The sequence below is a fragment of the Actinomadura mexicana genome (genome assembly GCF_900188105.1).
In the GTDB taxonomy this organism is placed as follows: Bacteria; Actinomycetota; Actinomycetes; order Streptosporangiales; family Streptosporangiaceae; genus Spirillospora; species Spirillospora mexicana.
This window is the reverse complement of record NZ_FZNP01000010.1, coordinates 162,703-187,824: the sequence shown is the minus strand read 5'-3', so window position 1 is coordinate 187,824 and position 25,122 is coordinate 162,703. Positions and strand designations below refer to the sequence as shown.

At 71.7% G+C, this 25,122-nt stretch carries 20 protein-coding genes; 14 read left to right on the top strand and 6 right to left on the bottom strand.

The window, feature by feature from the left end; genetic code table 11:
- Positions 1-102 precede the first annotated feature (102 nt).
- Both CHC11_RS25680 and CHC11_RS25675 read left to right on the top strand, forming a co-directional pair.
- On the top strand, positions 103-591 hold the full coding sequence (locus CHC11_RS25680; protein WP_089314374.1) for an MSMEG_6728 family protein: 489 nt from the start codon (positions 103-105) through the stop codon (positions 589-591).
- Positions 592-674: 83 nt separating this feature from the next.
- Entirely contained in the window at positions 675-1,910 is a 1,236-nt protein-coding gene (locus tag CHC11_RS25675; RefSeq protein WP_218826242.1) for a PP2C family protein-serine/threonine phosphatase, read from the top strand.
- Here CHC11_RS25675 and CHC11_RS25670 read toward each other — a convergent pair.
- The 4 genes from CHC11_RS25670 to CHC11_RS25655 form a co-directional block, all read right to left on the bottom strand.
- Positions 1,897-2,892, bottom strand: a complete 996-nt coding sequence (locus tag CHC11_RS25670) for an alpha/beta hydrolase (protein WP_245919757.1) — start codon at positions 2,890-2,892, stop codon at positions 1,897-1,899. The genes CHC11_RS25675 and CHC11_RS25670 overlap by 14 nt on opposite strands.
- 216 nt (positions 2,893-3,108) lie before the next feature.
- Positions 3,109-4,425, bottom strand: a complete 1,317-nt coding sequence (locus CHC11_RS25665) for a hypothetical protein (protein WP_089314373.1) — start codon at positions 4,423-4,425, stop codon at positions 3,109-3,111.
- Entirely contained in the window at positions 4,422-4,670 is a 249-nt protein-coding gene (locus CHC11_RS25660; protein WP_089314372.1) for a hypothetical protein, read from the bottom strand. The genes CHC11_RS25665 and CHC11_RS25660 overlap by 4 nt, the downstream gene beginning before the upstream one ends.
- Positions 4,671-4,767: 97 nt before the next feature.
- Positions 4,768-5,043: a hypothetical protein gene (locus CHC11_RS25655; protein WP_089314371.1), complete on the bottom strand. Its 276-nt coding sequence runs from the start codon at positions 5,041-5,043 to the stop codon at positions 4,768-4,770.
- A 218-nt stretch (positions 5,044-5,261) separates the two neighbouring features.
- Here CHC11_RS25655 and CHC11_RS25650 point away from each other — a divergent pair, with 218 nt between their 5' ends.
- Positions 5,262-5,798, top strand: coding sequence for a ferritin-like domain-containing protein (locus CHC11_RS25650; RefSeq protein WP_089314370.1), 537 nt, complete (start codon positions 5,262-5,264; stop codon positions 5,796-5,798).
- A 1-nt stretch (position 5,799) separates the two neighbouring features.
- Positions 5,800-6,768 carry a TIGR03557 family F420-dependent LLM class oxidoreductase gene (locus CHC11_RS25645; RefSeq protein WP_089314369.1) on the top strand — a complete coding sequence of 323 codons (969 nt, stop codon included), beginning with the start codon at positions 5,800-5,802 and terminating at the stop codon, positions 6,766-6,768.
- A 73-nt stretch (positions 6,769-6,841) separates the two neighbouring features.
- Here CHC11_RS25645 and CHC11_RS25640 read toward each other — a convergent pair whose 3' ends face one another.
- On the bottom strand, positions 6,842-8,119 hold the full coding sequence (locus CHC11_RS25640) for a M14 family metallopeptidase (protein WP_089314368.1): 1,278 nt from the start codon (positions 8,117-8,119) through the stop codon (positions 6,842-6,844).
- Between the two features lie 701 nt (positions 8,120-8,820).
- Between CHC11_RS25640 and CHC11_RS25635 the strand changes: the two genes are divergently transcribed.
- On the top strand, positions 8,821-9,309 hold the full coding sequence (locus tag CHC11_RS25635; protein ID WP_089314367.1) for a hypothetical protein: 489 nt from the start codon (positions 8,821-8,823) through the stop codon (positions 9,307-9,309).
- A 159-nt stretch (positions 9,310-9,468) separates the two neighbouring features.
- Here CHC11_RS25635 and CHC11_RS25630 read toward each other — a convergent pair whose 3' ends face one another.
- Entirely contained in the window at positions 9,469-11,745 is a 2,277-nt protein-coding gene (locus CHC11_RS25630; protein ID WP_143227321.1) for a PA domain-containing protein, read from the bottom strand.
- A gap of 127 nt (positions 11,746-11,872) precedes the next feature.
- On the opposite strand from CHC11_RS25630, the gene CHC11_RS25625 reads away from it, so the two are divergent.
- From CHC11_RS25625 to CHC11_RS25585, 9 genes are all read left to right on the top strand, one after another.
- Positions 11,873-12,811 (top strand): helix-turn-helix domain-containing protein, encoded by a 939-nt coding sequence (locus tag CHC11_RS25625; RefSeq protein WP_089314365.1) that lies wholly within the window; start codon positions 11,873-11,875, stop codon positions 12,809-12,811.
- Between the two features lie 302 nt (positions 12,812-13,113).
- A complete protein-coding gene (locus tag CHC11_RS25620; protein ID WP_089314364.1) occupies positions 13,114-14,052 on the top strand; it encodes a DMT family transporter in 939 nt (312 codons plus the stop codon).
- Between the two features lie 205 nt (positions 14,053-14,257).
- Positions 14,258-15,796: a TIGR02677 family protein gene (locus tag CHC11_RS25615; protein ID WP_218826241.1), complete on the top strand. Its 1,539-nt coding sequence runs from the start codon at positions 14,258-14,260 to the stop codon at positions 15,794-15,796.
- Entirely contained in the window at positions 15,793-16,977 is a 1,185-nt protein-coding gene (locus CHC11_RS25610) for a TIGR02678 family protein (protein ID WP_089314363.1), read from the top strand. Before CHC11_RS25615 ends, CHC11_RS25610 begins: the two co-directional genes overlap by 4 nt.
- The gene (locus tag CHC11_RS25605) at positions 16,974-21,023 is read left to right on the top strand and encodes a TIGR02680 family protein (protein WP_089314362.1); all 4,050 of its coding nucleotides are present in this window, start codon (positions 16,974-16,976) and stop codon (positions 21,021-21,023) included. The genes CHC11_RS25610 and CHC11_RS25605 overlap by 4 nt, the downstream gene beginning before the upstream one ends.
- Positions 21,020-22,249 carry a TIGR02679 family protein gene (locus CHC11_RS25600; protein WP_089314361.1) on the top strand — a complete coding sequence of 410 codons (1,230 nt, stop codon included), beginning with the start codon at positions 21,020-21,022 and terminating at the stop codon, positions 22,247-22,249. The genes CHC11_RS25605 and CHC11_RS25600 overlap by 4 nt, the downstream gene beginning before the upstream one ends.
- Positions 22,250-22,613: 364 nt before the next feature.
- Positions 22,614-23,066 carry a BBE domain-containing protein gene (locus CHC11_RS42875; RefSeq protein WP_245919754.1) on the top strand — a complete coding sequence of 151 codons (453 nt, stop codon included), beginning with the start codon at positions 22,614-22,616 and terminating at the stop codon, positions 23,064-23,066.
- Positions 23,067-23,212: 146 nt separating this feature from the next.
- Positions 23,213-24,466: an alpha/beta hydrolase gene (locus CHC11_RS25590; RefSeq protein WP_089314360.1), complete on the top strand. Its 1,254-nt coding sequence runs from the start codon at positions 23,213-23,215 to the stop codon at positions 24,464-24,466.
- A gap of 31 nt (positions 24,467-24,497) precedes the next feature.
- Complete coding sequence (locus CHC11_RS25585; protein WP_179278994.1) at positions 24,498-25,055, top strand: hypothetical protein; 558 nt, start codon at positions 24,498-24,500, stop codon at positions 25,053-25,055.
- The last annotated feature ends 67 nt before the right edge of the window (positions 25,056-25,122 follow it).

The following is a 25,122-nucleotide window of genomic DNA, read 5'->3' as shown; positions in this document are numbered from 1 at the left end:
TCAGGTCCCGCACCGTCCCGGAGCTGACCCCGGGGCGCCCGCGGCGCTTGCCCGCCGATCCCTGGGTAGGTATGCCGGGGCGGGCGTACCCGAGGGGGCCATGTGCAGACCTTTCTGCCGTGCGCGGACTTCACGGCCACGGCCGGGGTCCTCGACCGGCGGCGGCTCGGCAAGCAGCGCGTCGAGACCATCCAGGTCCTGCGGGCGCTCACCGTGCCCGGCTACGGCTGGCGGCGCCACCCGGCGGCGCTCATGTGGACGGGCTACGAGGAGGCGCTCGTCCGGTACGGCCTGGAGATCTGCGGACGCTGGTGCGGTCTCGGCCACGGCGACACCTGCGCGGCGACGCTGACGGCCGAGCTCGCCGAGGTGCGGGGCGTCCGGCGCCCGCGCGGGCAGGAGCGGCTCGCCGCGGCGGGGGAGCTGCCGCCCTGGCTCGGCGACCCGGCCTTCCACCTCAGCCACCGCTCGGCGCTCGTCCGCAAGGACCCCGGCTTCTACCGGCCCCTGTTCCCCGGCGTGCCGGACGATCTCCCGTACGTCTGGCCCGCCTCGGACCGGATGCCGCACGGACCCGACATGGGCAGGTAGAGTCCGGTAAAGGGGGAAGTGGTCCTGGAACACGGTGGTCCGCCTGCGGGACGGTGAAGTGCAGGAGTCCCGTGATACCGAGCATGCAGGGCGGCGAATCGATGCTGAGAGAGCTGCTGGCGGCCAGCCATCTGATGTCGATGGAGCAGATGCCGGGCGCGGTGGCGCGGCACGCCGCCGACCACGGCCTGCATGACGTGCTCATCTACGTCGTGGACCTCCAGCAGACGGTGCTGCGCCTGCTGACCGGGAAGGGGCCGGACGCCGGCCGGGGCTACGGAGCCGAGTCCCCCGAACTGAGGATCGAGGGGACGGTCGCGGGCCGGGCCTTCCAGACGATGGAGACGGCCGCCGGGCAGGCCCAGGACGGCGGGAACTGCCAGTACTGGGTGCCGATCCTCGACGGGGCGGAGCGGCTCGGCGTGATGCGCGTGACCGCCGGCCGCGACGACACCCGGTTCCTGAGGGAGGCCGAGGCCCTGGCGGGCCTGGTCGCGTTGATCATCGTGAGCAAGGGCCCGTACAGCGACTCCTTCTCCCGGCTGGTGCGGACCAGGGACATGACGGTGTCGGCGGAGATGCAGTGGCGGCTGCTGCCCCCGATGACCTTCGCCAACGACCAGGTCGTCATCGGCGCCGCGCTGGAACCGGCCTACATGCTGGGCGGCGACACCTTCGACTACGCGCTCGCGGGCGAGACCGTCCATCTCACGATCTTCGACGCCATGGGCCACGACACCGCCGCCGGGCTCACCTCCAACCTCGCCGTCGCGGCCTGCCGCAACGCCCGCATCCAAGGGGTCGGGCTCGTCGAGACGGCGCAGGCGATCGAGGCGGCGCTGCTCGAACAGGACCCGAGCGGGCGCTTCGTCACGGGTGTGCTGGCCGAGCTCGACCTGCCGTCGGGACGGCTGTCGTGGATCTCGCACGGGCACCCTCCCCCCGTCGTCATTCGCGGGTCGCGGTGGGTCACCACGCTGGAATGCCCGCCCGGCACGCCGCTCGGCACCGGCCTCGGCGTGCGGCCGGGACTGTGCAGCGAGCAGTTGGAGCCGGGCGACCGGATCCTGTTCTACAGCGACGGGATCGTGGAGGCCCGCGACCCGGACAAGCAGGAATTCGGACTCGACCGGTTCGTCGACTTCATCATCCGGCGCGAGGCCGACGGGCTCTCGGTCCCCGAGACGCTGCGGCGCCTCGTCCACAGCATCCTGGAGCACCACTCGGGGCGCCTGGACGACGACGCCACCGTCCTTCTCCTCGAATGGCACGGGCCGCTCGGCGCGAGGGACGCCTCGGAGCGGCTCAAGAACGACTGAGTCCGGAGCAGGGGCCGAGCCCGAGGGCGTCCAAGAGCATCGGGTACGCCTCGTGCAGGTCGCGCTGCCAGTAGGGCCAGTCGTGCTGCCCGTCGAAGAAGCGGGCGGTCACCGGGACGCCGAGCGCTCGCAACCGGTCGACGAACGCGTGCGCGTGGTCGTTCGCGCCGGCCTCCACCGGGTCGGTGAACGGCAGCCCGCCGAGCGGCCCGGCCCTGCCGTTCCCGCTCGCCACCCAGAGCCGGACGCCGCGCAGCCGCGCCGCGAGGTCGGCCGGGTTGTGGGCGTGCCAGATCGCGGCCTGGTCGTCGGGGTCGCCCCACACCCGCCGCCAGTCGGTGCCGGGGCAGGCCAGGGACGGCCCCCAGCCGGTCGATTCGTCGCCCGGCTCGTGGCCGTGCAGGGTGTCCAGGTAGCCGCTGAACGCCGCCGCCGCCGCGAACGCGCCGGGGAACCGGGCCGCGTACAGCATCGCGCCGAGGCCGCCCATGGAATTGCCGGCGATCACGCGCCGCGTCCCCGCGCGGTAGTCCCGTTCGAGAATGCCGCGCAGTTCGGTCATGTGGAACGCCTCCCAGCGCGGCGGGCCGCCGTTCCCGTAGTTCCACCAGTCGGAGTAATTGCCGCAGCGGCCGCCGTTCGGCATGACGACGATGACGCCGGTTCCGGCGGTGAGCTCCGCGACGTCGGTGTCGCGCGTCCAGGCGGTCTGGTCGTCGACGCCGCCGTGCAGCAGCCACAGTGCGGGCCAGGTGCGCTCCGCGTCCCGCGACCAGCCCGGCGGGAGCAGGAGCCGTACCTTCTGGCGGCCGTCCATCGCGGGAGAGGCGATGGTCAGGTCCAGGGTGCGGGGCGCGACGGCCGTCTCGGCGACGACCTCCGCGCGGGCCGGGGCGGCCGCCAGGGACGGGTCCGCGAGCACGAGGGGCAGGAGGAGCGCGAAGGCCCCCAGCCATGCGGCGGGGGTGGGGCGACGGAGCAACGCGGGGCCTTCCGGAAACACCGGCCGTGAGGATGTGCCGGCCTTGGGAAAGGGATGAGATCCTTTGTGCGGAGTTTCTCTCCCGTGCCCCGGGGATTCCCGGGCCGCCGCGCTGCGAAGCGCGAACCGAAAAGCTTATAAAATGCATTTCCTGGGAACGCAAAAAAACGCGCCGGGTGCCCCCCTGGCGGCACCCGGCGCGTTGGCGAGAGGGGCTCAGGTGCTGGAGGCCGCCTTGGCCACGGGAGCGTTCACGTAGCGGACGGCCCACCGCACCAGCCCGCGGACCATGCTGTACAGGATGAACCCGACGCCGATCAGCGGCAGGACCAGCAAAACGATCTGGAGCCCGGAGGTGAGCAGCGTGAGGGGGCCCGCCCCGTCGGCGGCGGCGGACGCGAGCCTGCGCACCATCGCCCAGTCCTTGGCCACCAGCCCGGGGACCTGGGTGACGATCAGCGCGATCTGGAACGCCAGCATGGGGATCACCGTCAGCACCCACACCGTGACGAAGATCTGGGGCCAGCGCTTGAGGTCGTCGAGGCGGGCGTCGGCGGGGCGCCGCAGGAGCGTCCGGCGCAGGATCGGCCCGATGTACCGGAACAGGTCGGGGATGCCGATGAGGTCGGACATGATGTAGTACCCGTCGAACCGGAGCGTCGGCAGCAGCTGCTGCACGATCTCCAGGTTGACGTACATGATGGCGACGATCAGCGGCGCGAACCCCGTCTGCGCGTACAGCAGGGTCAGCCCGATGATGAAGATGGCGTTGAAGTAGACGCCGGCGAGGTCGGCGCGGAGCCGGCCGGCGCGGCCGAGCCGGTACGACTCGGTGATGTCGGTGTAGAAGGCGGGCCACACCAGGTAGATGCCGCAGCCCATGACGCCGGGGCGGACGCCGCCGTACCGGCAGGCCGAGGCGTGCCCGATCTCGTGGAACGCGCAGGAGGCGATCCCGAGCGCGATCACCAGCAGGATGCTGACCGGCTTGAGGATCGCCATCGACAGCGCGTCGGCGATCGACTTGGACGTGAGCACCCAGACCTCGCCGGCCAGGAAGGCGGCCAGCACGGGCGCCATCACCCAGGGGCGGAACAGCCAGGCGAACAGGCCGCCGATGAACCAGGTGACCGACTCCGGGAACACCGCGATCTTGAACTTGAGCGCCAGGAACGGGTCGGACCGCGCGAACTGCGGCACGGTGCCGTCGCTGAAGGTGGTGACGCCGAGCGGGGCGAGCTTGCGGTCCACCAGGTAGACGATCTGCTCGGCGGACAGCCGCGCGCCCGCCTCCCGGCTGACCGAGTCGGCCACCGTGGCGAGCGAGGCGACCACGTCGCCCTCGCCCGCCAGGTGGCGGTGCTCGTGCAGTGCCCTGGCGACCAGGAACAGCAGCGGGGGCAGCCGGACGAGCTGCCGGTTCGGCAGGCGGACCAGCTGCGGCGCCTCCCGGTACCCGGAGTTCTTGAACTCGCCGACGAGTTCGGCGCCGTCCACCAGCGCGGGCAGGGTGAGGGCGGCGGGCGTGCTCATGGCTTGTCGTGCACCACGACGGCGGGTACGCAGGTCACCGTGGAGGTCGGGGCCTCGGCGAGCAGGCCGGTGCCGAGCAGGCCGGACGTGCCGGCGGACTGGGTGGCCTGGCAGGCGTAGAACACCTCGGTGTCGCCCTCGCCGCCGCCGGTCCTGGTGGACAGCGCGAGCCGCCGCGGCAGGACCTCCCCGGACAACCGGTCCAGTTCCGCGTAGGTGAGCTGCTGAGGGTTGGAAGGGCTCATGGGATCGCTTTCGCTTCGCTGTGGGAAGGGGGAAGGGCTGGCGGAAGCCGCCAGCCCTTCCGAGTGCGAGCCGAAGCCCGCGTTACGCACGCTCGGCTCAGTGGCCGGAGATCGCGGTGCCCGGCAGGCAGGTCATCGAGCTCGCGTCGTTCTGCGCGTGCAGGCCGACCAGCTGCAGCAGGCCGCTGTCGGGGCGGGTCTGCTGGCTCTGGCAGGCGTTCACGACCGCGGTCGTGCCGCCGTCGCCACCGCCGTGGTTGAGGTTGACGTTCTCGTTCTCGCCGCCCCCGACGAGAAGGGTGGACAGCACGGCGCGCTCCGGCAGGACCTCACCGGCGAGCTTGTCGAGCTCGGTGTAGCTGAAGGACTTCATGTGGTTCCTTTTCTCCCTTGTCACGCCCGGATCTCAAGGTGGATACCGGATGTCCCTTCCCTCGCCCCAGGTCGGAACGAGGTAGCTCTACGTATAGCAGATGTGACGTACGGTGGCCAAGTAACCCTCCGGGCGGCAGGTTCCTCGCGTCGGTGCCCAGGCATGAGCAGCCCCTGCCGGGTAGGGGAGTCCACATCCGTGCTGATCAGGAGGAGTGCATGGCCGAGAGCAGCTTCAGCATCGACGTCGCGGCGATCCGGGAACGCGCCCGCGAGAAGATGACGGACGGCCCGGTGACCGCGGGTTACGGCCGCAGCGCCGAGGAGGTCATCGGCGTCCTCAACGACGTCCTCGCCACCGAGATCGTGTGCTGGATGCGCTACGCGCAGCACGCGATCAGCGCGACGGGGATCGACCGGGCGCAGGTGTCGGCGGAGTTCAGCGAGCACGCCGGCGAGGAGCGCGACCACGCGATGCGCGCCGCGGAGCGGATCAGCCAGCTCGGCGGGCAGCCGGACTTCGATCCGCGGACGCTCGCCGAGCGCTCCCACACCACCTACAAGACCTTCGACGAGAACGACCTGAAGAGCATGCTGGAGGAGAACCTCGTCGCCGAGCGGATCGTCATCGAGTCCTACCAGGAGATCATCCGCTGGCTCGGCGACGGCGACGTGACCACCCGGCGGCTGATGGAGCACATCCTCGCCGCGGAGGAAGAGCACGCCGACGACCTGACGGACCTGCTGGGGATCTGAGATGGAATTCGGATACACACTGCTCTGCGAGCAGACGCCGCCCAAGCAGCTCGTCACCGACCTCGTGGAGGCCGAGGAGGCGGGATTCGCCTACTCGGTGATCTCCGACCACTACTTCCCGTGGCTGGAGAGCCAGGGCCACTCCGCCTACGCCTGGTCGGTGCTCGGCGCGCTCGCCCAGGCCACCCACCACATCCCGCTGATGACGTTCGTGACCTGCCCGATCATGCGCTACCACCCGGCCGTGGTGGCGCAGAAGGCCGCGACGATGGGCGTGCTGTCCGACGGCCGGTTCACGCTCGGCCTCGGGGCGGGGGAGAACCTCAACGAGCACGTCGTCGGGCGCGGCTGGCCGTCGGTGGACGTCCGGCACGAGATGTTCGCGGAGGCCGTGGAGATCATCCGGGCGCTGTTCGGCGGCGACTACGTCAACTACCGGGGCCGTCACTTCACCGTCGACTCCGCGAAGCTGTACGACCTGCCCGACGAGCCCGTCCGGATCGGCATGGCGGCCTTCGGCCCGCGGGCCGGCCGGCTCGCCGCCGAGCACGCGGACCTGCTCATCTCCGACCAGCCCGTGCCGGAGGTCGTCGAGCTCTTCCACAACGAGAGCGGTGGCGGCAGGCCCGTCTACGGGCAGATCCCGGTGGCCTTCGGTCACGACCATGAGGAGTGCAGGCAGCGCGCCCACAGGACGTGGAAGTTCTCCGCCCCGGCGTGGAAGGTGATGGCCGAGCTGCCGGGCCCGGTGAACTTCGAGGCCGCCACGAAGACCGTCCGTCCGGAGGACGTCGCGGAGTCCGTCCCCTGCGGCGACGATGTGGACGACTACGTCGAGGCCGTCCGGAAGTGGGCCGACGCGGGCTTCACCCACATCTCGTTCTGCCAGTCCGGGCCCGACCACCAGAAGGACTTCCGGACCTGGGCGGAGGCCGACCTCCTGCCGGCTCTGCGCGAACGCTTCGGCTGACCTGCGCGAACGCCTCGGCTGACACGCCGGCCCGGTCCGTTGCGGGCCGCACCGGACCGGCGTGCGGGCCGTACTAGGCGCAGTACTGGCCCTGCTTGCCGATGGCCCGGTAGGGGCAGTCGGCATAGTCGGTCAGCCGCAGCAGGGCCTCGCGGCTGCGCTGGACCTCACCGGCGATCGCGGACGGCGGCGGGTAGAAGCTGCCTCCGGCCAGTTCGAAGGTGAACGAGAAGATGCGCTGCTGTCCCCACGTGTAGTCGTCCGTGGTCCCGTCGGTGATGTAGAGGTCGCTGGACTGCTCGGGCGCGAAGCCGTTCGTCGAGGCCAGTTCCCGGCCGATGGTGCGGTGGGCGGCCTCCTCGTCCGCGGACATCGAGCCCGGGACGGTGTTGTTGTAGGTGTAGCCGAACGGCCACAGCACCAGTTCCGCGTCCGAGTGGATGTCGAGGAACATCCCGAGCTGCTGCGCGCCGCCCACGACCCGGCTCCGCACGAAGCCGGCGAGGACCTTCGTCTCGACGGCGGACTCGGGGCCGGTGCCCCGGTAGGTCTCGCTGGAGCCGTTGCCGGACGAGCCGCCGCAGCAGCCCCACTTGTAGGCGAAGTTGCGGTTCAGGTCCGTGCCCGTGGACGTGGAGTTGGGCTGGCGGTTCTTGCGCCACATCCGGCCCGGCTGGGTGTCGCTGGTCATGTCGTAGACCTGGCCGTCCGGGTTGACCATCGGCATGACGTAGATCTCGCGCGCGTTCACCAGGTTCGTGATCCGGCTGTTGGACCCGTAGCCGGTGGTGAGCTGCCCGATGTAGTCGAGCGCCTGCTCGGCGGTGAGCCGCTCGCGCGCGTGGATGTTGGCGATGATCAGTACTTCGGGCTCGGCCTCGTCGGTCGCCACGTTGTCGCTGATCTTCACGCCGACGATGTCGCGGCCCTGGTAGGACTTGCCGACGACGAACTGGCGGGCGATCTGCGGGTGGGCGGCGACGACGGAGTCGACCTCCTGCCGCATCTCGGCGAACGTGTGGTAGGAGGTCGCCGCGGTGCTCGGGGCCGCGCTCGGGTCCGCGGTCCGGACGGGAGCCGGCCGGACGGTGAAGCCGAGCCTCCGGATCGCCCTGACCTCCGACGGGACGGCGCTGACCTCCAGCCCGCCCGCCCGGACGGCGTTGATCGCCGCTCCGGTCCGGGCGACCTGGCCGCGCTGCTGGCCGGTCCGCGGACCGGTCACGACGTACTGCCCGGCGGTCTCGGGGCCGGGCGCCGACGCCGCGGACGGCGCCGCGAGCCCGGCCAGGGCCAGGGCCAGCGCCCACGGGACGGCGAGCAGGGAACGCAATCGGCGGGAGCTTCTCATGACGGGGTACCTGCCGTTCGGCTCTACGCGCCCGCTCGTCGCGCGGCGGGGTCTCCTGCGGACGCTCACGGACGCTCGCGGTCCCGTCACGATGGACCGGAACCGCCCGCCTGACAATGGTCGGTGGCGGATCGACCCGATGGCACGGAAATCCGGACCCGCGGAGAATCGCCAGATCAGAGATAGCGGCCCGCCCGAGTGCGAAGCGGGTTTTCGACGCCGATCAGAGTGGATGTGAAATTTCACAGCCGATCGGCCACCCGTCGTAACCCCCGGCGTACTGCGCGCTCTGTGTAACCGGTTCTCACGTGTTTTGCCCCAACGTTCGACGCCGTTGCCGAAGAGGGCGGGGCTGAGGGGGCCGCACGAGCTTGCTGGCTGTGAATATTTCTGTACCCTGCATAGATGGCTACTTACGGACGCTCGAAACGAACCTTTATGATCGGTGTCATCCCGAGATAACGGGAGAGTCGCGTTCGGGTATTGACCGCTCTATAACCTTTGTCTATGGTCTAAGTTAGAACGCGTTCTACTCCGGTCGGAACCCATGTCGAAGGGGACAGGGCGGTTCCCCGGCTCCGGTCCCTGAATCACGGCGACTTCCCCCACCGGCCATGGGCGGAGCCGCGCATGGATCAGCGGACCTCCCACCCCACCCCTCGGGTGCAGGCGCGACGCCCACCGTTCGAAATGAGGCCCCCTTGTCTCGCACCACGAAGATCGCCGCGATCGCCGCGGCCGCGGTCGCGGCCACCGGCACCGTCGCCCTGACGGCCTCCCCCGCCCTCGCCGTCAACACCGGCTCGTTCACCGCCACCCTCAACGGCACCATGGTGATCGACGCGGGCATCCAGGCCAGCTGCACCAGCTCCGTGCTGAAGGGCACCGTCCTTGCGGGCGGCGTCAACGCGTCCTACACGTCCGCCAACGCCGGCGGCTGCGGTGTCACCGTCACCCCCGGGAACCTGCCCTGGAGCGGCACCTTCAGCGGCACCACCGTCAAGATCAACAACTTCTCGATGAGCGCGATCGGCTGCACCTACGGCGGGAACCTGACCGGCTCCATGTCGGCCTCGAACTTCCCGTTCACCGCGACCTTCACCAACCAGGTCGTCCCCAAGACGAGCGGCAGCTTCATCTGCCCGCCCTCGGCCAAGATCACGGCCAAGTACGACTACAAGCAGCCCTGATCCCCGGCGGGGCGGAGTCCGGTCCTGACGTCAACCGAACCCCGCCCCCCGCACCGTGACCCCCGCACCGTGACCCCCGCACCGTGACCCCGCACCGTGACCCCGGCACCGTGACCGCGGCGCTACCGCCGGGGTCACGGCGCTCGGTCGCACCGGTCGTCAGCGCAGTTCGTAGGCGCGGACGGTCTCCTGGGTGATCGCGCTGCCCCGGGCGTCCTCGGCCGTGACGCGGAGGGACACCGTCCCCTTCCCGTGAAGGCGGGCGACCCCGTTCCGCAGCGGGACGTCCGTCCAGGTCGCGCCGTCGTCGAACGAAGTCTGGAGGGACAGGCGGCGCAGCGGCGTGGACGAGCCGTCCTGGTGGCCAACGGTCAGCCGCAGCGTCTTCGAGCGGGTCCGGTCGCGCAGGTCGAGCGCCGCGTCGTAGCCGACCTGGAGCAGCGGGAGGACGGTCACGTCGGTCGTGTGCGCGGAGCGGAACGCCCAGGACGTCCTGGTCCGCGTGGACAGCCGCGTCCCCGGGGCGTTGTTGGCGAAGTCGTACTCCACCCGGTATTCGGCATCGTCCGGTGTCGTCGTCAGCACCCCGCTCGCCTTGTAGGCGGTCTGTGCGACGAGTTCACCGTCCCGGTAGACGCGGAAGTCGGTGGCGAAACCCTTCGGGAAGGAGCTGGAATAGGCGTCGGAGAAATTGCGCGCGGCGTCCGCCATGCCGACGCGCAGACGGATCTGGTCTCCGGCGCGGACGATCGGTGACTGCGCGCTGATGCCACCGGTGAGCGGTGCCTCACCCCAGCTGTGCGCGCCACGCTGCCCTGCTCCGTACGCCTTCCATTTCGTTTCCCCGAGCACGAGGTGGGGTGTTTCCGGGCCGGGGAAAGCGTTGTTGTACGGCTGCTCCGGAGTGATGGCCATCGCGGACCACTGCGTTTCCGGATCGGCCGAGACGTATTCCGAACGCGTTCGCGGAGTCCCGGTGATCGGGTGGCTGTAGGCGAGGGCGAAGTCCTCCCAGGGGCGCTTGCCGTAGCGCGCGGCGGTCATGGAGCCGCTGCCGTGGTAGGCGTTGTCGATTCTCGCCAGATCCCGCGTGCGCGCGACATAATCCAAGTTCTTTGAGATCTGCCCCTTTTCAGGAAACAGCAGGTCGTACAGGTACGGGCTGTCAACGTTTCCCTTGGCCACCACAGTTGCCTGTCCCCGCAGTGCAGCCAGTCCTTCCTCATGGGACAGGCGGACGGTCGGGACCGCCAACCGGCTCCCGTAGCCCCCCGGATCGTCGTTCACCCCCGGCCGGTCGTTGTAGACGGCGACCATGCGCGCCCCCGCCTCGGCGGCCGTCTCGACCTGCTCGGCGACGGGCACGCCGTCCTTCCGCCGGACCAGGGCGAGCCGTCCGCGCAGGTCGGCGCCGGGCCTGTCCCCGTCCGCGACCCGCAGGCGCGCGCTGCCGTCCAGACGCGGGAACTGGTCCGAGGTGTCGCTGAAGTAGGCCGCCGGATAGTACTCGGGATGCAGCGACCGGTTCCCCGCCCGCATCGTGATCGCGGGCGCCTCCAGCCGCCACCGCGTGTAGGCCTCGAACGTCCCGGTGCGCACCCGCCCGGTCGGCTGGAGGAACACCCGCTGCTCCAGCGTCGCGCCGTCGCCCATGTAGACGCCCTCGTCCACGGCCGGCCCGTTCGCGGGCCCGCGCGTCCACATGAGGTGACTGATCGCCCCCGGCCCGGGCGCGGTGGCGTGCTCGGGCGTGCGGACCGTCACCTCCTGCGCCCTGCGCGCGTCCAGAACGATCTCGGTGTCCCCGGTGATCTCGATCTCGGGGTAGCCGACGAGGCTGTAGTTGAGCGGCTTGCCGGGACCGGTGCTCGGCGCCCACGACGGCATCGTCTTCACGACGCCCATGACGGAGTACGTCCCCGGCACCAGCCGCACGCAGTTCGAGTCGTTCCAGCGCTCGTCGGTGCAGGGCGCCTCCGGGTCGCCGGGCAGCGGACGGTGCGCGTTGCCGATCGAGGCGTCCTTCACGTTCAGGAAGCCGGCCGTGCCGAGGCCGGGCCGCCCGTCCCGCGCGATGCCCTTCACCCGCACGGTGACCAGCCCGCCTGACGCCTTCGGCTCCGGCGCGGCAGGCCGCCGCCGCTCGTGCAGCGCCGTCACGTTGTACCGCTCCGGGTCGTCGGCGAGCCGGTCGTCCGGGACGACGTACAGGTCACCGCCGCTGTGCCGGACGGAGAACGCGGAGGTGCGTCCCGCCGCGGGCGCCACGGTCGTGCCCTCCTTGCCGACGTGCACCGTGTCGCCGGTGGGCAGCGTGACGTCGTAGGCTCCGGCCTCCGCCCGCAGAGCGGACGCGGGCCCGGGGTCCGCCGCCGCGGGCGCCGCGAACGCCAGCGCGCCGAACGACCCCAGGGCCGCCGCGGTCCTCAACCACATGGCCATCCCTCCCTAAATTGGATCTTGATTGTCGGGCCGGCCGGCGCGGCCGATCCAGGGGAGGCGCTGGCGGCTTCCGCCATGGCGGGAACCCGACAAACGGACCGGGAAGCCGTAGGTTTAGGACGTGTCCGATTCGCCGCTCCTGGAGGGACTCGGGGTGACCGCCGCCGAGGAGGCGGCGTACCGCGCCCTGCTGCGGGAAGGCCCGTCCACCCTCGCCGACCTCGCGGCGCGCCACGGCGCGTCCGTCGCGGCCCTGCGCCGCCTCCTGCCGCGCCTGGAGGACCTCGGGCTCGTGACGCGCCTGGCCGGACGCCCGCTGCGCCTCCTCGCCACCCCTCCGCACGTCGCGGTGGAGGCCCTCGTCGCCAGCCGCCAGGAGGAGATCGCCCGCAGCCGTGCCGCCATCGGCCCGCTCCTGGCCGAGGCCGCCCCGCACCCGGAGGAGCTCGTCGAGGTCGTCAGCGGCCGGACGGCCGTGTCCCGCCGCTACCTGCAACTCCTGAACGGCGCCCGCGACGAGCTGCTCGTCCTCGTCCAGCCGCCGTTCGCGACCGACGCCGCCGTATCGAGCGACGAGCAGGAACGCACCATGCGCCGCGGCATCACGGTGCGCGGCATCTACGGCCCGGAGGCGCTCGACGAGCCGCACGCCCTGGAGTACGTCCGCCGCGCCGCCGCGTCCGGTGAGCAGGCCCGCCTCGGCGCCGTCCCCATCAAGCTCGCCGTCGCCGACCGCCGCACGGCGATGCTGCCGCTCACCTCGCAGCACGCCAGCTCGGTCGACAGCTCCCTGATCGTTCACCCGTCCGCCCTGCTGGACGCGCTGGTCTCCCTCTTCGAGGCCCTGTGGCGCTCCGCCGTCCCGCTCCCCGGCGAGGACGCCCCGGACGACGCCGTCCTCGCCCTCCTCGCCGCGGGCCTGACCGACGACGCCATCGCGCGCCGCCTCTCCATCAGCACCCGCACCGTCCAGCGCCGCGTGCGCGACCTCTGCGACCGCCTCGGCGCCCGCACCCGCTTCCAGGCCGGCGCCCTCTACACCCGCCACCTGGACCGCTGAGGCGACTCGGCCCAGGTCGAGCGCCGGAGCAGATGGCGGGTCCGGCTGACGGCCCGGTGCCGCGGCCGCATCCTGGAGCGTGACGCGGGTCGCCCACTGTGAGGCCATGGCCCGGTTCGCCGCGCTATTTCCTAGTTTATCGACCGGTCTAGTTGATAAATCGGGACGTTCCCGCACGGTCCCTCTTGCCGGTTCGCGGAACCGGTGGCCGAACGCATCCGATGCACAGGCCACCGGTTCGTGGAACCGGTGGCCTGTCGCTCGCGGAGCGCTCGGCCTCTCACAACCTAGAGGGGCACGCCATGTCCTTTTCGCTCGATCTCCGCCGGCGGCTCGCCGGCAGAGCTTTCCTCGTGGCCAGCCTGCTGTCGGCAGGCATCGGCTACGCCTTCACCACGGGCTTCTCCGCGCTGGAGGTGGCGGCACCGATGCAAGCGGCCGGTGCCATCGGCCTCTGCGCGCTGATGCTCTTCACAGGACGGTCTCCGTTCAGGCGGTATCAGCGACCCATGTGGAGGTTGATCGGCCGCCTCGCCGGAGGCAACGCCGTCGTCGCGGTCCTCTACCCCTTCGCGGTGCGGCGCCTGACCCTGGGCACCGTCGCCGCCGTCGTGGTACTGGGCTACCTCTCGGTGGGCTTCAAGAAGGTCTGGCACATGAGGACCACCGCATGGGGACTCCAGCACATGTGCGGGCGCCTGCTCGTGCTGGGTGGGATCATCATGCTCAACTGGCCCCTGCAGGGCGAGATCGTGGGACTGCTGTGCGCGCTGGTCAGCGCAGCGTGCGTCTGGAACACGATCACCGTGCTGGGGAAGATGAAACACCACGGACTGGAGGACCAGGGCGCCGCGATCGCCAACCTGCTGTCGGCGCCGCTGCTCTTCGCGGCGGTGTTCCTGCTGCGGGGCGGTGTTCACTGGATGTCCAGCGACCTGGTCTCCTGGGGCGCGCTGGCAGGTCTGCTCACGCTGATGCTGCCGGTCCTGCTGACCAACGCCGCGCTCCGCCGTATCTCGGAGCTCGACGTGGGGGTGATGCAGTCGCTCTCGACGCCGGTCCACGCCATGGTGGCGCTGGTCGGCGCCGCACTGGGGTGGCTCGCCTCCGACCAGCGGCTCGCCTTCTTCCCGGGGTGGGCCGCGATCCTCCTGATCGCCGGTGCCGCCGTCGGAGTCTCCTCTCTCAAGGAGCCTTCCGCCGACGTGCTCCGTGTCGGGACGCAACCCAGCGGCGGCTGACGGCGCCGCTGACCCGCAACGGCGGAAAGGGCACCCTTTCCGCCGTTGCACCTGTTCTGCCGCGCGCCACCTGCCCGGAAGGCAGACCGGCCAGGCCAGGCCGTGCCCTGGAGATGGCGGGGCGTTGAAACTCTCCATTCCGACTCGTGGTTGCGTAGGCTCGATCCGTCGCCGTGAGGTCGTGCCCGGGAGGGGGATGCGGGGGATGGGGCTGCCACGGGTTCCGGAGGGGATGTTCTCGTTCACCACCACTGAGCGCGCCGACCTGCACACGGCGGTCATGTACGCGTTCGGAGAGGCCAACGAGCGGCTGGAGACGTCGCTGACGTTCGGCGAGGTGCGGGAATGGCTGCGCACGGTCAAGTTCTATGCGCCCGTGGACGACGCATCGCTCACGCGCACGCTGGAGCAGCTCGTGAAATGGAAGCTGCTGGACGTCGTGCAGAACCATGCGGGCAGTTATGCGACGGCCGAAGAATACGAACGCAAGAACCTCCAGTACTCGCTGACGCAGCGGGGGGAGGCGGCGTTCGCCGGGGTGCAGCACGCGCTGGCCGTGCTCAGCTCCTCGGGGGCCTTGCAGACGGCCGTGCTGGACGCGATCGCCGACCGGCTCGGGGAGCTCGGCGAACTGCTCAAGGACGGCGACCCGGCCGTCGACCGGCGCATCTTCACCACCCTCCAGGAACTGGAGGGCCATCTCGACGCGCTCAGGAACAACACCAGGTCCTTCAACGGCGAGCTGCAACGGCTGATGAGGGCCGAAGGTGCCGACCTCGCGACGTTCAACGACGTCAAGAGCGCGACGGTCGCCTACCTCCAGGAGTTCGTCACCAACCTGGAGACGCGGGCCGACGCCGTCCACACCGCCCTCGGGGAAGTGGAGGAGCGGGGCGTCAGCGTCCTGCACGGCCGGGCGTTGAGGGGAGCGGAGCTGCCGCCGGCACCCGGCGCCGACCCGGCGATCGCCTGGCTGGCCGCGCGCAGGGCGAAATGGGAGGGGCTGCTGGCGTGGTTCCGGCCCGGGGAGGGGACCCCGCGCGTCCGGCAACTGCACGACGTGGCGCGCAGGGCGATCGTGTCGCTGCTGCAGGTGCTCGACCGGATCACCGAGTCGCGGCGGCGCTCCTCCAGCGCCGCCGCCGACTTCCGGACGCTCGCGCGATGGTTCGCCAACGCCCCCACCGAGGAGGACGCGCACCGGCTGTGGGGGACCGCGTTCGGGTTGACGCCCGCCCGGCACGCGCACCTGGCCCACGCGGACGCGGAGCCGATCCCCACGGCGGCCGGCTGGGCGGAGACGCCGCCGGTGGAGGTGTCGGTACTGCTGCGCACCAGCGGACGCACCGAACGCATCGGGCGGACCGCCAAGGTGCGCGACGTCGGAGCCCTGCGCGAGGAGCGCCGGGAACGCGCGCGGCGGGAGCGGATGGAACTGGAGGCGGCCTGGCAGTGGCTCGCCACCGACGGCCCGGTGCGGCTCTCGTCCTTCGGGCGCGTCGAGCACGGCACCTTGCGGCGGCTGCTGGACCTGATCGGCCGGGCCCTCGCCGTACGCCCCGGCAGCGACGGGCTGCGGCGGGCCCGCACCACCGACGGCCGGATCGAGGTCCGGCTGTGGCCGCCCCCGGACGGGCGCGTCGCGGAACTGCGGACTCCGCGCGGCCGGTTCCGCGGCCCGGACTACACGGTGGACGTCCGGTTCATCGCCGCCGGCCCGGCCCGGAAGGCGTCCGGCGCGTGAGCACGCTGGCGAACCAGCTCGTCCGGGCGGAGAAAGAGGAGCTGGCACGGGGGGTCCGGCTGCTGCTGGGGCGGCCCCTGATCTCGCTGCACACCGAGCCCGACGGTTTCGACCTGGTCCGGCGGCGCCACCACGCGCTCGCACGGTGGTTCGACTACTACTGCGGCTGGCGGCTGTTCATGGAACCGCGCCTCGGCTACGCCCGGCTGGTCAAGATCCGGGGCACCGCCGATCCGTCGCGTCCGGCAAGGCGGAGGCGCTCGACGAAGGCGCCGCTGGACCGGCGGAGGTACACGCTGCTGTGCCTGGTCGCGGCCGAGGCGCTCGCGGCGCCGGTGACGACGATCGGGATGCTCGCGCAGAGAGTCGTCCAGGCCGCGGGCGCCGACGACCGGGTCCCCGCCTTCGATCCCGTGCGCGGGGATGAGCGCGCCGCCTTCGCGGACGCGCTGAGACTGCTGGAGCACTACGGCGCGGTGACGGCCGTCGACGGGGCGACCGACGCCTACCTGGACAGCGCCGACGCCAAGGTGCTGTACCGGGTGGACACGACCCGGGTGATGCGGCTGCTGTCCGCGCCCGTCGCCCCCTCGCGGCTTCCGGAGACGGACTGGCCCGACCTGGGGGAGCTGACCGTCGAACGCAGGTACGGGTCCGACGAAGCGACGGAGACGCAGAAGAACCTGTGGGCCCGGCACTCCCTGCTGCGGAGGCTGCTGGACGACCCGGTCGTCCACCGGGCGGAGCTGTCCCCGGCCGAGGCCGCCTACGCGGCCTCGCCCACCGGACGGCAGATCCTCCGCCGCGCGGCGGAGGAGGCCGGGCTCGAACTCGAAGAGCGCGCCGAGGGCTACCTGCTGGTCGACACCGACGCCCTCGCCACCGACTCCAAGTTCCCCGACGACGGAAGCCACGCCAAGGTCGCGGCCCTGCTCCTCCTCGACCGGCTCCTGAAGGGCGGTCCGGCGCCTCACGGGGGCCTCGTGGAGGAGTCCGGGCGGCTTCTGGCGCGCCGTCCGCGCTGGGCGATGGCCTACCGGACCGAGGAAGGCGCCGCGCGTCTCGCCGATGACGCCCTCGCCGTCCTGTCCGGTTTCGGGCTCGTGAAAGAGCGGGACGGGCTCGTGCACGCGACGCCCGCGGCACACCGGTACGGCGTCCGTGAGGAGGCGAGCCCGTGACCGTCGCAGAACTCGTGCCGGTGGAGGCGACCGAGACGACTCCGCGCTGGAGGCCCACCCGAGCGGGCATCCTCAACATCTGGCGCTACTACGACGAAATCTTCGAGTTCCACAAGGGGAGGCTCCTGCTGCGCGGCCCCAACGGCAGCGGCAAGAGCAAGGTCCTGGAACTGCTGCTGCCCTACCTGCTGGACGCCAGCCTCAAGCCGAGCCGGCTGTCGACGTTCGGCGGCAGCGAACGCACCATGCACTGGAACCTGATGGGCGACGGCCATACGGGCAAGACCCGGGTCGGTTACGCCTGGCTCGAATTCGCCGACGGCCCGCGCTGGTTCACGTGCGGAGCCCGGTTGCAGGCCACCTCCAACACCAGGAACGTCACCGCCGCCTACTTCACCACCGCGCAGCGCGTCGGCGTACCCGGGGGGCTGGGCCTGACCGGCGACGGCGGGCAACCGCTCACCCGTGCGCACCTCGCCGAGGCGATCGGCCCCCACGGCCACGTCCATGAATCGGCGGACGCGTACCGCACCACCGTCCGGCGGACCCTCTACCCCGGGCTGACCGAGCAGCGGTACGACTCGCTCCTTACCGCGTTGCGGCAGCTCCGCACGCCCAAGCTGTCCGAACGGCTCGACCCCGGCCTGCTCTCGGACCTGCTGTCCAGCGCGCTCCCGCCGCTCGGCGAAGGGGAGATCCACGAGATCGCCGAGGGGTTCGAGCGGCTCGACCGGCAGCGTGAGGAACTGCGGAGGCTGGACGAGCACGTCCAGGAGGCCGACCGCCTCGCCGTACGGCAGCGCACCTACGCCCAGCGCGTCCTGCGCGCCGCGGCCGCGCGCGTCGTCTCGGCCACCAGCACGATGGACGGGCTCACGACCAAGGCCAGGACCGGCAGGGAAAGGCATGGGAAGGCGTCCGCGGAGCGCGACGAGACCGCGCGGCGGCTCGACGGGGAAGAAGCCCGGGGGCGCACCCTCGACGCGCGGATCGACGGGCTCAAGGACAGCGAGGCCTACCGTGCGGGGCACCGGCTGGCCGAACTCCAGGAACGGGTCCGCCGGCTCAGGAAGGCGGCGGAGCAGGCACGGCAGGCTTCGGAGAAGGACGCGGAGAAGGCGCGGCGGCGCCGGGACGACGCCGAACGGCTGCGGGCGGACGCGGTGACGCAACGCTCCCTCACCGGCCGGGCCCTCGCCGATGTGCGGCGTGCGGCCGACCGCGCGGGCCTCGCCGCCGTCCACCAGGAGGCCGCCGCGGCCACGGGCGAGGAGACCGCGGAGGGACTCCAGCGTGCGCACGGCCTGCTGCGGGCCGCGGTGCGGAACCGCGAGGAGCAGATCGGTGCGCTGCACAACGCGATCCGGCACCACCGCCACACCGTGGAACGCCGCGACGAGGCGGTGACCGAACGCGACGAGACCCGCGCTCGGCTGGGCGAGGCGACCGCGCTGCGCGACGAGGTCCGCGAACGGCGCCGGCGCGAACGGGACGCCCTGTCCGATGCGCTCGAATCGTGGACGCGCGGTTGCGTCCAGCTGTCATCGCTGGACGGCGAGGCGCTCGCCGGAGCGGTGGACGACGAACGCGAATGCGACGAACTCGTCTTCGCCGCACGCAAGGACGCCGTCGACCGGTACGCCTCCGAGGAGGCGGGTTTGCGGGCGCGGAGCGACGCGGTCGCCAAGGCGCTGACCGCCGTGCGGGAACAGCGCAACCGGCTCGCGGGCGAGGAGGACGTGCCACCGGACGGCCAGGTCACGCGTCCCGCCGACCGCGGGGGGAGGCCGGGCGGGCCGCTCTGGCGGCTGGTCGCGTTCGCCGGGCACGTCGCGCCGGACGCGCAGGCCGGGCTGGAGGCCGCACTCCAGGCGGCCGGTCTCCTGGACGCCTGGATCCTGCCCGACGGGGGCCTCCTGCGCGACGAGCACGACGCCTTCGCCACGAGCCTGTTCGCCCGGCCCGCCCCCGGCGCGAGCCTCGCCGGGGTGCTCGTCGCCGAGCCCGACGCCCCGGTCTCGCCGGAGGTGCTGCACGCCGTGCTGTCCGGCGTGGCCTTCGCACCGAGCGCGCTGGAGATCGATCACCCCGCGGTGGCCGGGGCGGACGGCTCCTGGCGGCTCGGCACCATGACGGGCCGCTGGACCAAACCGGAACCCGTCTTCATCGGCGCCACCGCCAGGGAACGCGCCCGGCGCCGCCGCATCGCCCGGCTCGATGAGGAGATCGGGGTCCTGGAACAGGAGCGGGCCGAGTGCGACGAAGGGCTCGGGCGGCTCCGGGCCGCTCGCGACACCCTCGAGAGCGAGCTGGGAGACCGCCCGTCCCACCGGCCTCTCGCCGCCGCGTCGGAGGCGCTGGACGCCGCGGAGCAGACGGTGGCGCAGCGGGCCGACGAACTGGAGCGCGACGGCAGGCGGCTGCGGGATCGCGAGACGGCCGCGTCCGCCGCGCTGCGGGCGCTGACCGTCCTGGGCGCCGAGCATGGACTGCCCGTCAGCGAACCCGCACTGGAGTCCCTGGCCGGCGCCGTGCGGGACTTCCGGGAGAACGGGGCCGTGTGGCTCCGGCACACCGAGGCGCTCCGGTCCGCCGAATCCCGCGCCGCCTCCGCGGAGCAGACGGCCGAGGAGTACGGCACGACCGCGGCGGAATCCGCCGGACGTGCCCGGGATGCGGCCGAGGAGGCCGCCGAGGCCGACGAGAGGCGTGCGGCCATCGACGCCTCGATCGGCGTGGAGCATCAGCAGGTACTGGAGAATCTGCGAGCGGCCAGAGCCGAGGCCGAGCAGTCCCGGAACCGGTGCGGATCGCTCCGCGGGGCGCTGCTCGAACTGGCGAGTCGGATCGGGAGCCTGGAGGAGGCCGTCCGGAGCGCGGAGAAGGCGCGGGACGACGCGGTCGCCGCGCGGGACCAGGCGGCGGCCCGGTTCCGGCACCTGGTCACCGGGCACCTCACGGCCGACGCCGGGCTCGACGCGCCGCTCGGCCCGGACGGCGGCGTCAAGGCCACGCTGGAATGCGCGCGCTCCGTCAGCGCGTCCCTGGAGCGGACGCCGCACGAGCCGAGGAACGTCCGGGACGCCGAGCACCGGCTCTCCGAGGCGATGCACCACGCGCGCGACCGCCTCGCCGACCAGGCCGACCTCGAACTCGTCCAGGACGAGGACGTCCAGATCCTCACGGCGACCATGAACGGGATGCGCGTCGGGGCGGCGGAGCTGAGCGGCGCGCTGCGCGCCGAGCGCGACCAGCGGCGCCAGGACATCACCGACAAGGAGCGCGACCTGTTCGACCGGACGCTCGCGGGCGACACCCGCAGGCATCTCGCCGACCGCATCCGGCAGGCCACGGAGTTGGTGGACGGCATGAACCGCCGTCTCGAACGGGTGCGGACGGCGTCGCGGGTGGCGGTACGGCTGGTCTGGCAGGTCGATCCGCAGCAGAGCCACGGTATCCGCGCCGCCCGCGAACTGCTCCTGCGCGATCCGGCGCGGCTGGGCGGCGCCGACCGTGAGGCGCTCTACCGGTTCTTCCGCGACCGCGTGGAGGAGGCGCGGGCCGCGAACACCGCGGCGAGCTGGGAGGAGCAGCTCATGGAGGTGCTCGACTACACCGCCTGGCACCGCTTCACCGTCCGCCTCGAACGCGGCGACGGGAAGGGCTGGCAGGACCTCACCCGCAAGCTGCACGGCGCCCTGTCCGGCGGCGAGAAGGCGATCGCGCTGCACCTGCCGCTGTTCGCCGCGGTCGCCGCGCACTACCAGACGGACCCGCGCTGCCCGCGCTTCATCCTGCTGGACGAGGTGTTCGTCGGCGTGGACACCGCCAACCGCGGCCAGGTCTTCGACCTCCTGGTGAGGCTCGGACTCGACATGGTCCTCACGTCCGACCACGAGTGGTGCGACTACCAGGAACTCGACGGCATCGCCATCCACCAGCTCATCACCGGCGCCGACGGCGACGGCGACGACGCCGTGACGACGGCGCGGTTCGTCTGGGACGGCCACCGGACCGAGGCGGGAGAAGCGGGGGTGCCCGGATGACGGTCCCGGCTCGCCTGCGCGCCGCCGATCTGAAGCCGTTGTGGACGGTGCTGCACAAGCGTTTCTCCACGGGCGCCGCGGTCAGCCGGATCACGGTCCGTGGGCTGGACGGCGACCAGCGCGCGGCGATCGCCGATCTGCTCGGGATGGACCGCTACCCGCCATCGACGGTGACGCTCGCCCTGGCCCGCCTGGACACGGTCCTCCGTGAGCTGACGGGCCTCGATACGCGGACGGTCACGGAGGCGATATGCGGGCCGATCGGCGACGAAGCGCGTGACAGAAGGCGGCAGGAAGGCGAACGGGCCGCCCTGTGGGAATGGCTCGGAGGGCACCAGGTCGTCGTCGCGGAGCCCGCCCTGGCCGGATGGGTCTCGGATGTGCGGCGCCATGGCCTTGTCAATGGATCCGTGACGTCCACGCGCGGTCTGCTGGAGCGTGCGATCGAAGTGCTCAGGGCACTGCCGTCCGACGGGCGGCCCTTGCAGGCGTTCGCGACCGACCATTTCGGCGACTCGCATGCGCTGGACGACGGCAAGCGCCTCTCCGCCCTCGTCCTGCGCGCCTTGGCCTATCTGTACGGCGCCGCGCCGCCGAAGGACGCACAGGAGCGCAGGGCGCTTTGGGAACGTGCGGGCGTGGAGTGCGACGCCCTGTCCACGGCCGTTCTCGTCGCGGGCCTGCGGCCGGCGGGCGGCGGCGTCCTCGCGCGGACGCTTCGGATGTGGGCCGAGGCGGGCCACGCGGCCGTGGTGACGCTCCAGCAGTTGCGGGACTCGCCGGATCCCAGGGTGGACGCCGCCCACGTGTGGGTCACCGAGAACCCGACCGTCCTCGCCCTGGCCCTGCGGCGGTTCGGCGACCGCTGCCCGCCCATGGTGTGCTCGTCGGGCTGGCCGAACAGCGCGGCCATCCGTCTCCTCCACGCGCTCGCCGAGGAGGCGGCCCTGCACTACCACGGCGACCTGGACGGCGAGGGCGTCCGGATCGCCGCGCATGTCATGGCGAAGACGGGGGCGCTGCCGTGGCGCATGTCGTCAGGCGACTATCTCGCGGCCCTGCGGAGGGCGGAGGGCGACCTTCCAGGCCCCGGTCGGGTCAGTGAGGCGCCCTGGGACCCGGAGCTGGCATCGCACCTCCGGGCCCGGGGTGTCGCCGTCCTTGAGGAGATGGTCGCGGAGACGCTGCTCGGAGACCTGGCGAATATGCTGACGGTTCGTTACTGACCGACTACTTCGCGACATGGCGGGGAAGGGGTGCTCGCATCCCTTTCGCTGCTACGAGGACTTCGTCTGCGGCTCCGACGTGCGGGTTCGGGCTGCTGTCGCGGCAGCACGGCCTCACCGTCGGACTTCACCAAGGACGAGTTCGCCGCGCTGCTGGGGACGTTCGGGGAGTACTTCCGCGACCACCAGGACCCGTCCACGGCGGCCGGGAAGCTCTTCGCGATGCTGAAGCTCAACCACGTCGGCAACGGCCAGATCGGGCTGCTGGCCCAGGTGGACGTCGACGACCCCGACGGGCCGCGGGCGATGACCGACTTCATCGTGGCCCTCGACGGGCGGATCGGCCCGGCAACAGATCGACGCGATGTGGGCCTATCTCGGCAAGGAGAAGTACACCGACTACGTGAACAAGCAGGCGCTCATCCAGGTCGACTCGTACGGCAGCGCCATCAACAGGCCGCTGCACAAGACGGCGGCGCGGCAGCGCGATTCCATTATGAAACTGCAGTACCAGGTGTACTGGACACAAAACGACGCCTATGAGGACACGCACATCGCGTGGATCCGCGACATCTGCAAGGCGACGTTCGCCGCGACCGGCGGCGTCCCCGTCGCGGACGGCGAGACCACGGACGGCTGCTACATCGGCTATCCCGACGCGGATCTGAACGACGGGCCCTGGAACGAGTCGTCCCAGACGTGGGAGACGCTCTACTACAAGGACGCCTACGCGAAACTCCAGGAGGTCAAACGGCACTGGGATCCGGGAAACGTGTTCCGGCACGCCCAGTCCATCCGCCCAGGGGAGCCGGAGTAGCGGCACGGGCCCGGTAGCGCAGCGTCACGGATCATCTCGCCTTTATTGCATCCGCTGCCAATACTTGCGGCTGTGACGGCGGGGACAGTAGTTTCGTCGGGCGAGCGGAGCGTCGGGCCGGGCGTGGTCCGAGCGGCTGGGGAGTCATGAAGAAGCGTACCGACAGGAAAATCGCCGTCGCGGGCACCGCGGCGGCGGCCGTGCTGCTGCCCACCGTCATGGTCGGCCTCGCGCAGGCGGGCGTGGGGATTCCGAAGGGCAGGTCGGAGGCCAGCGGGAACTCCAAGCCGATTCCCTCGTTCGGCCCCGCGACGCAGCCGTCGGTCCCCGGCGGCGCGGCCGCTTCGCCGACGAAGTCCCCGGGCGCGGCGAAGCTGCCCAGCGTTCCGCTGAACAGCAACCCGTTCCGCACCGGCGGAGGGTCGCCGAGCCCCACCGACCCCGACAGCAACACCGGCAACCGCGGCAAGAAGCCGCAGATGCCGTCCGGCGCCACGTCGGGCAAGTACGCCAAGGCCCCTGACGGGGCCGCCATCACGGGCGTCAAGAAGATCAGCTCGCGGATCTTCGACGTCACGATCGCCTCGCCGGCGCTGGGCGCCGCCGTGAAGACCCGCGTGATGGTCCCCAAGGGCTGGAAGGCCGGCACCACCAGGTCGTGGCCGGTCGTGTACGCCTACCACGGCGGCAACAACAACTACCAGTCCTGGACCAAGGACTCCGACATCGAGCACGTCATCGGCGCCTACGACGCGATGGTCGTGATGCCCGAGGGCGGCTGGAACGGGTCCTACACCAACTGGTACAACGGCGGGAAGGGCGGCATCCCCGAGTGGGAGACCTTCCACATCGGCGAGGTCATCCCGCTGATGGAGCGCAACTTCCACGCCGGGTCGCTGCGCGCCGCGATCGGCCTGTCGTCGGGCGGCCAGGGCGCCATCACCTACGCCGAGCGGCACCGCATGTTCAAGTACGCCGCCTCCTACAGCGGCGCCCTCAACATCACCGCGCCCGGCATGCCGGTCATCCTGACGTCCATGAACCGGGACGCGGGCACCGCCATCTGGGGCGACCCGATCACCGCGCGGGCGAACTGGCGGGCGCACGACGCGACCGTCATGGTGTCCAGGCTGAAGGGCGTCGGCGTCTACGTCTCGTCCGGCAACGGGCAGCCCGGCCCCCACGACAAGGCCGACACCCCGCCCCACGACGCGGGACGGATCGGCGAGCAGTTGGCCGGCACGATGAACGACAACTTCGTCGCCGCCGCGAGGAAGGCGGGCGTGCCGGTCACCTCCCACCTGTACGGGCCCGGCATGCACAACTGGAAGTACTGGCGCATCGAGCTGTCCCGCAGCTGGCCGGCGATCGCCAGGTCGATCGGCGCCCGCAAGTCCTGACCGCCCGCCCGGCGGCCCGGGGACCGGCGCGGTGAAGGGGTTCGCCCGGCGCGAGTTCCAGCTCGTCCTGCTGCGGCGCATGGCCGACTACCAGCCGGGCCTCGTCGAGGACGCGATCCGGTCGCTCGGCGCGTCTCGCACGGAGATGCGCGAGGTCAACGCCCGGTGGCAGCGCATCCTGCGGTCCCGGACGTTCCCGCGCGGCCGCCGCCGCTACGAGACGGTCCTCGGCCCGCCCGCCGCGGTCGGGGAGCGCCCGATCGGCGACGTCGCCTGCGAGGTGGCGTGGTGGCCGCCCTTCACCCTGTGGCCCGGCCTGCGCTTCGAGATCATGACGGGCCCGGACGGCACGGTCGTGCAGGAGTGGCTCGTCCGGGAGGACGGTGTGCCCGTCCCGCCGCTGGCGACCGTGGACGACCTCGTCCCCTGGTGCTGCGTCGTCGGCGACATGGACGCGCGCTTCGGCGCGGTCGCGCACCAGGACGGCGAGGTTCCGAGCCGCTGGCACGCCACGCTCGCGGGCCCGGACGGCACCGCCTTCGTCGCGCACTTCGTCTGGGGGCTCCTCCAGAGCGTCGAGAGCATCTGAAACGATCCAAAATCCGACAAATCGCCATCATTAGGGTGATCTTGGCGTTCCGTCTCCCGGGAGATTG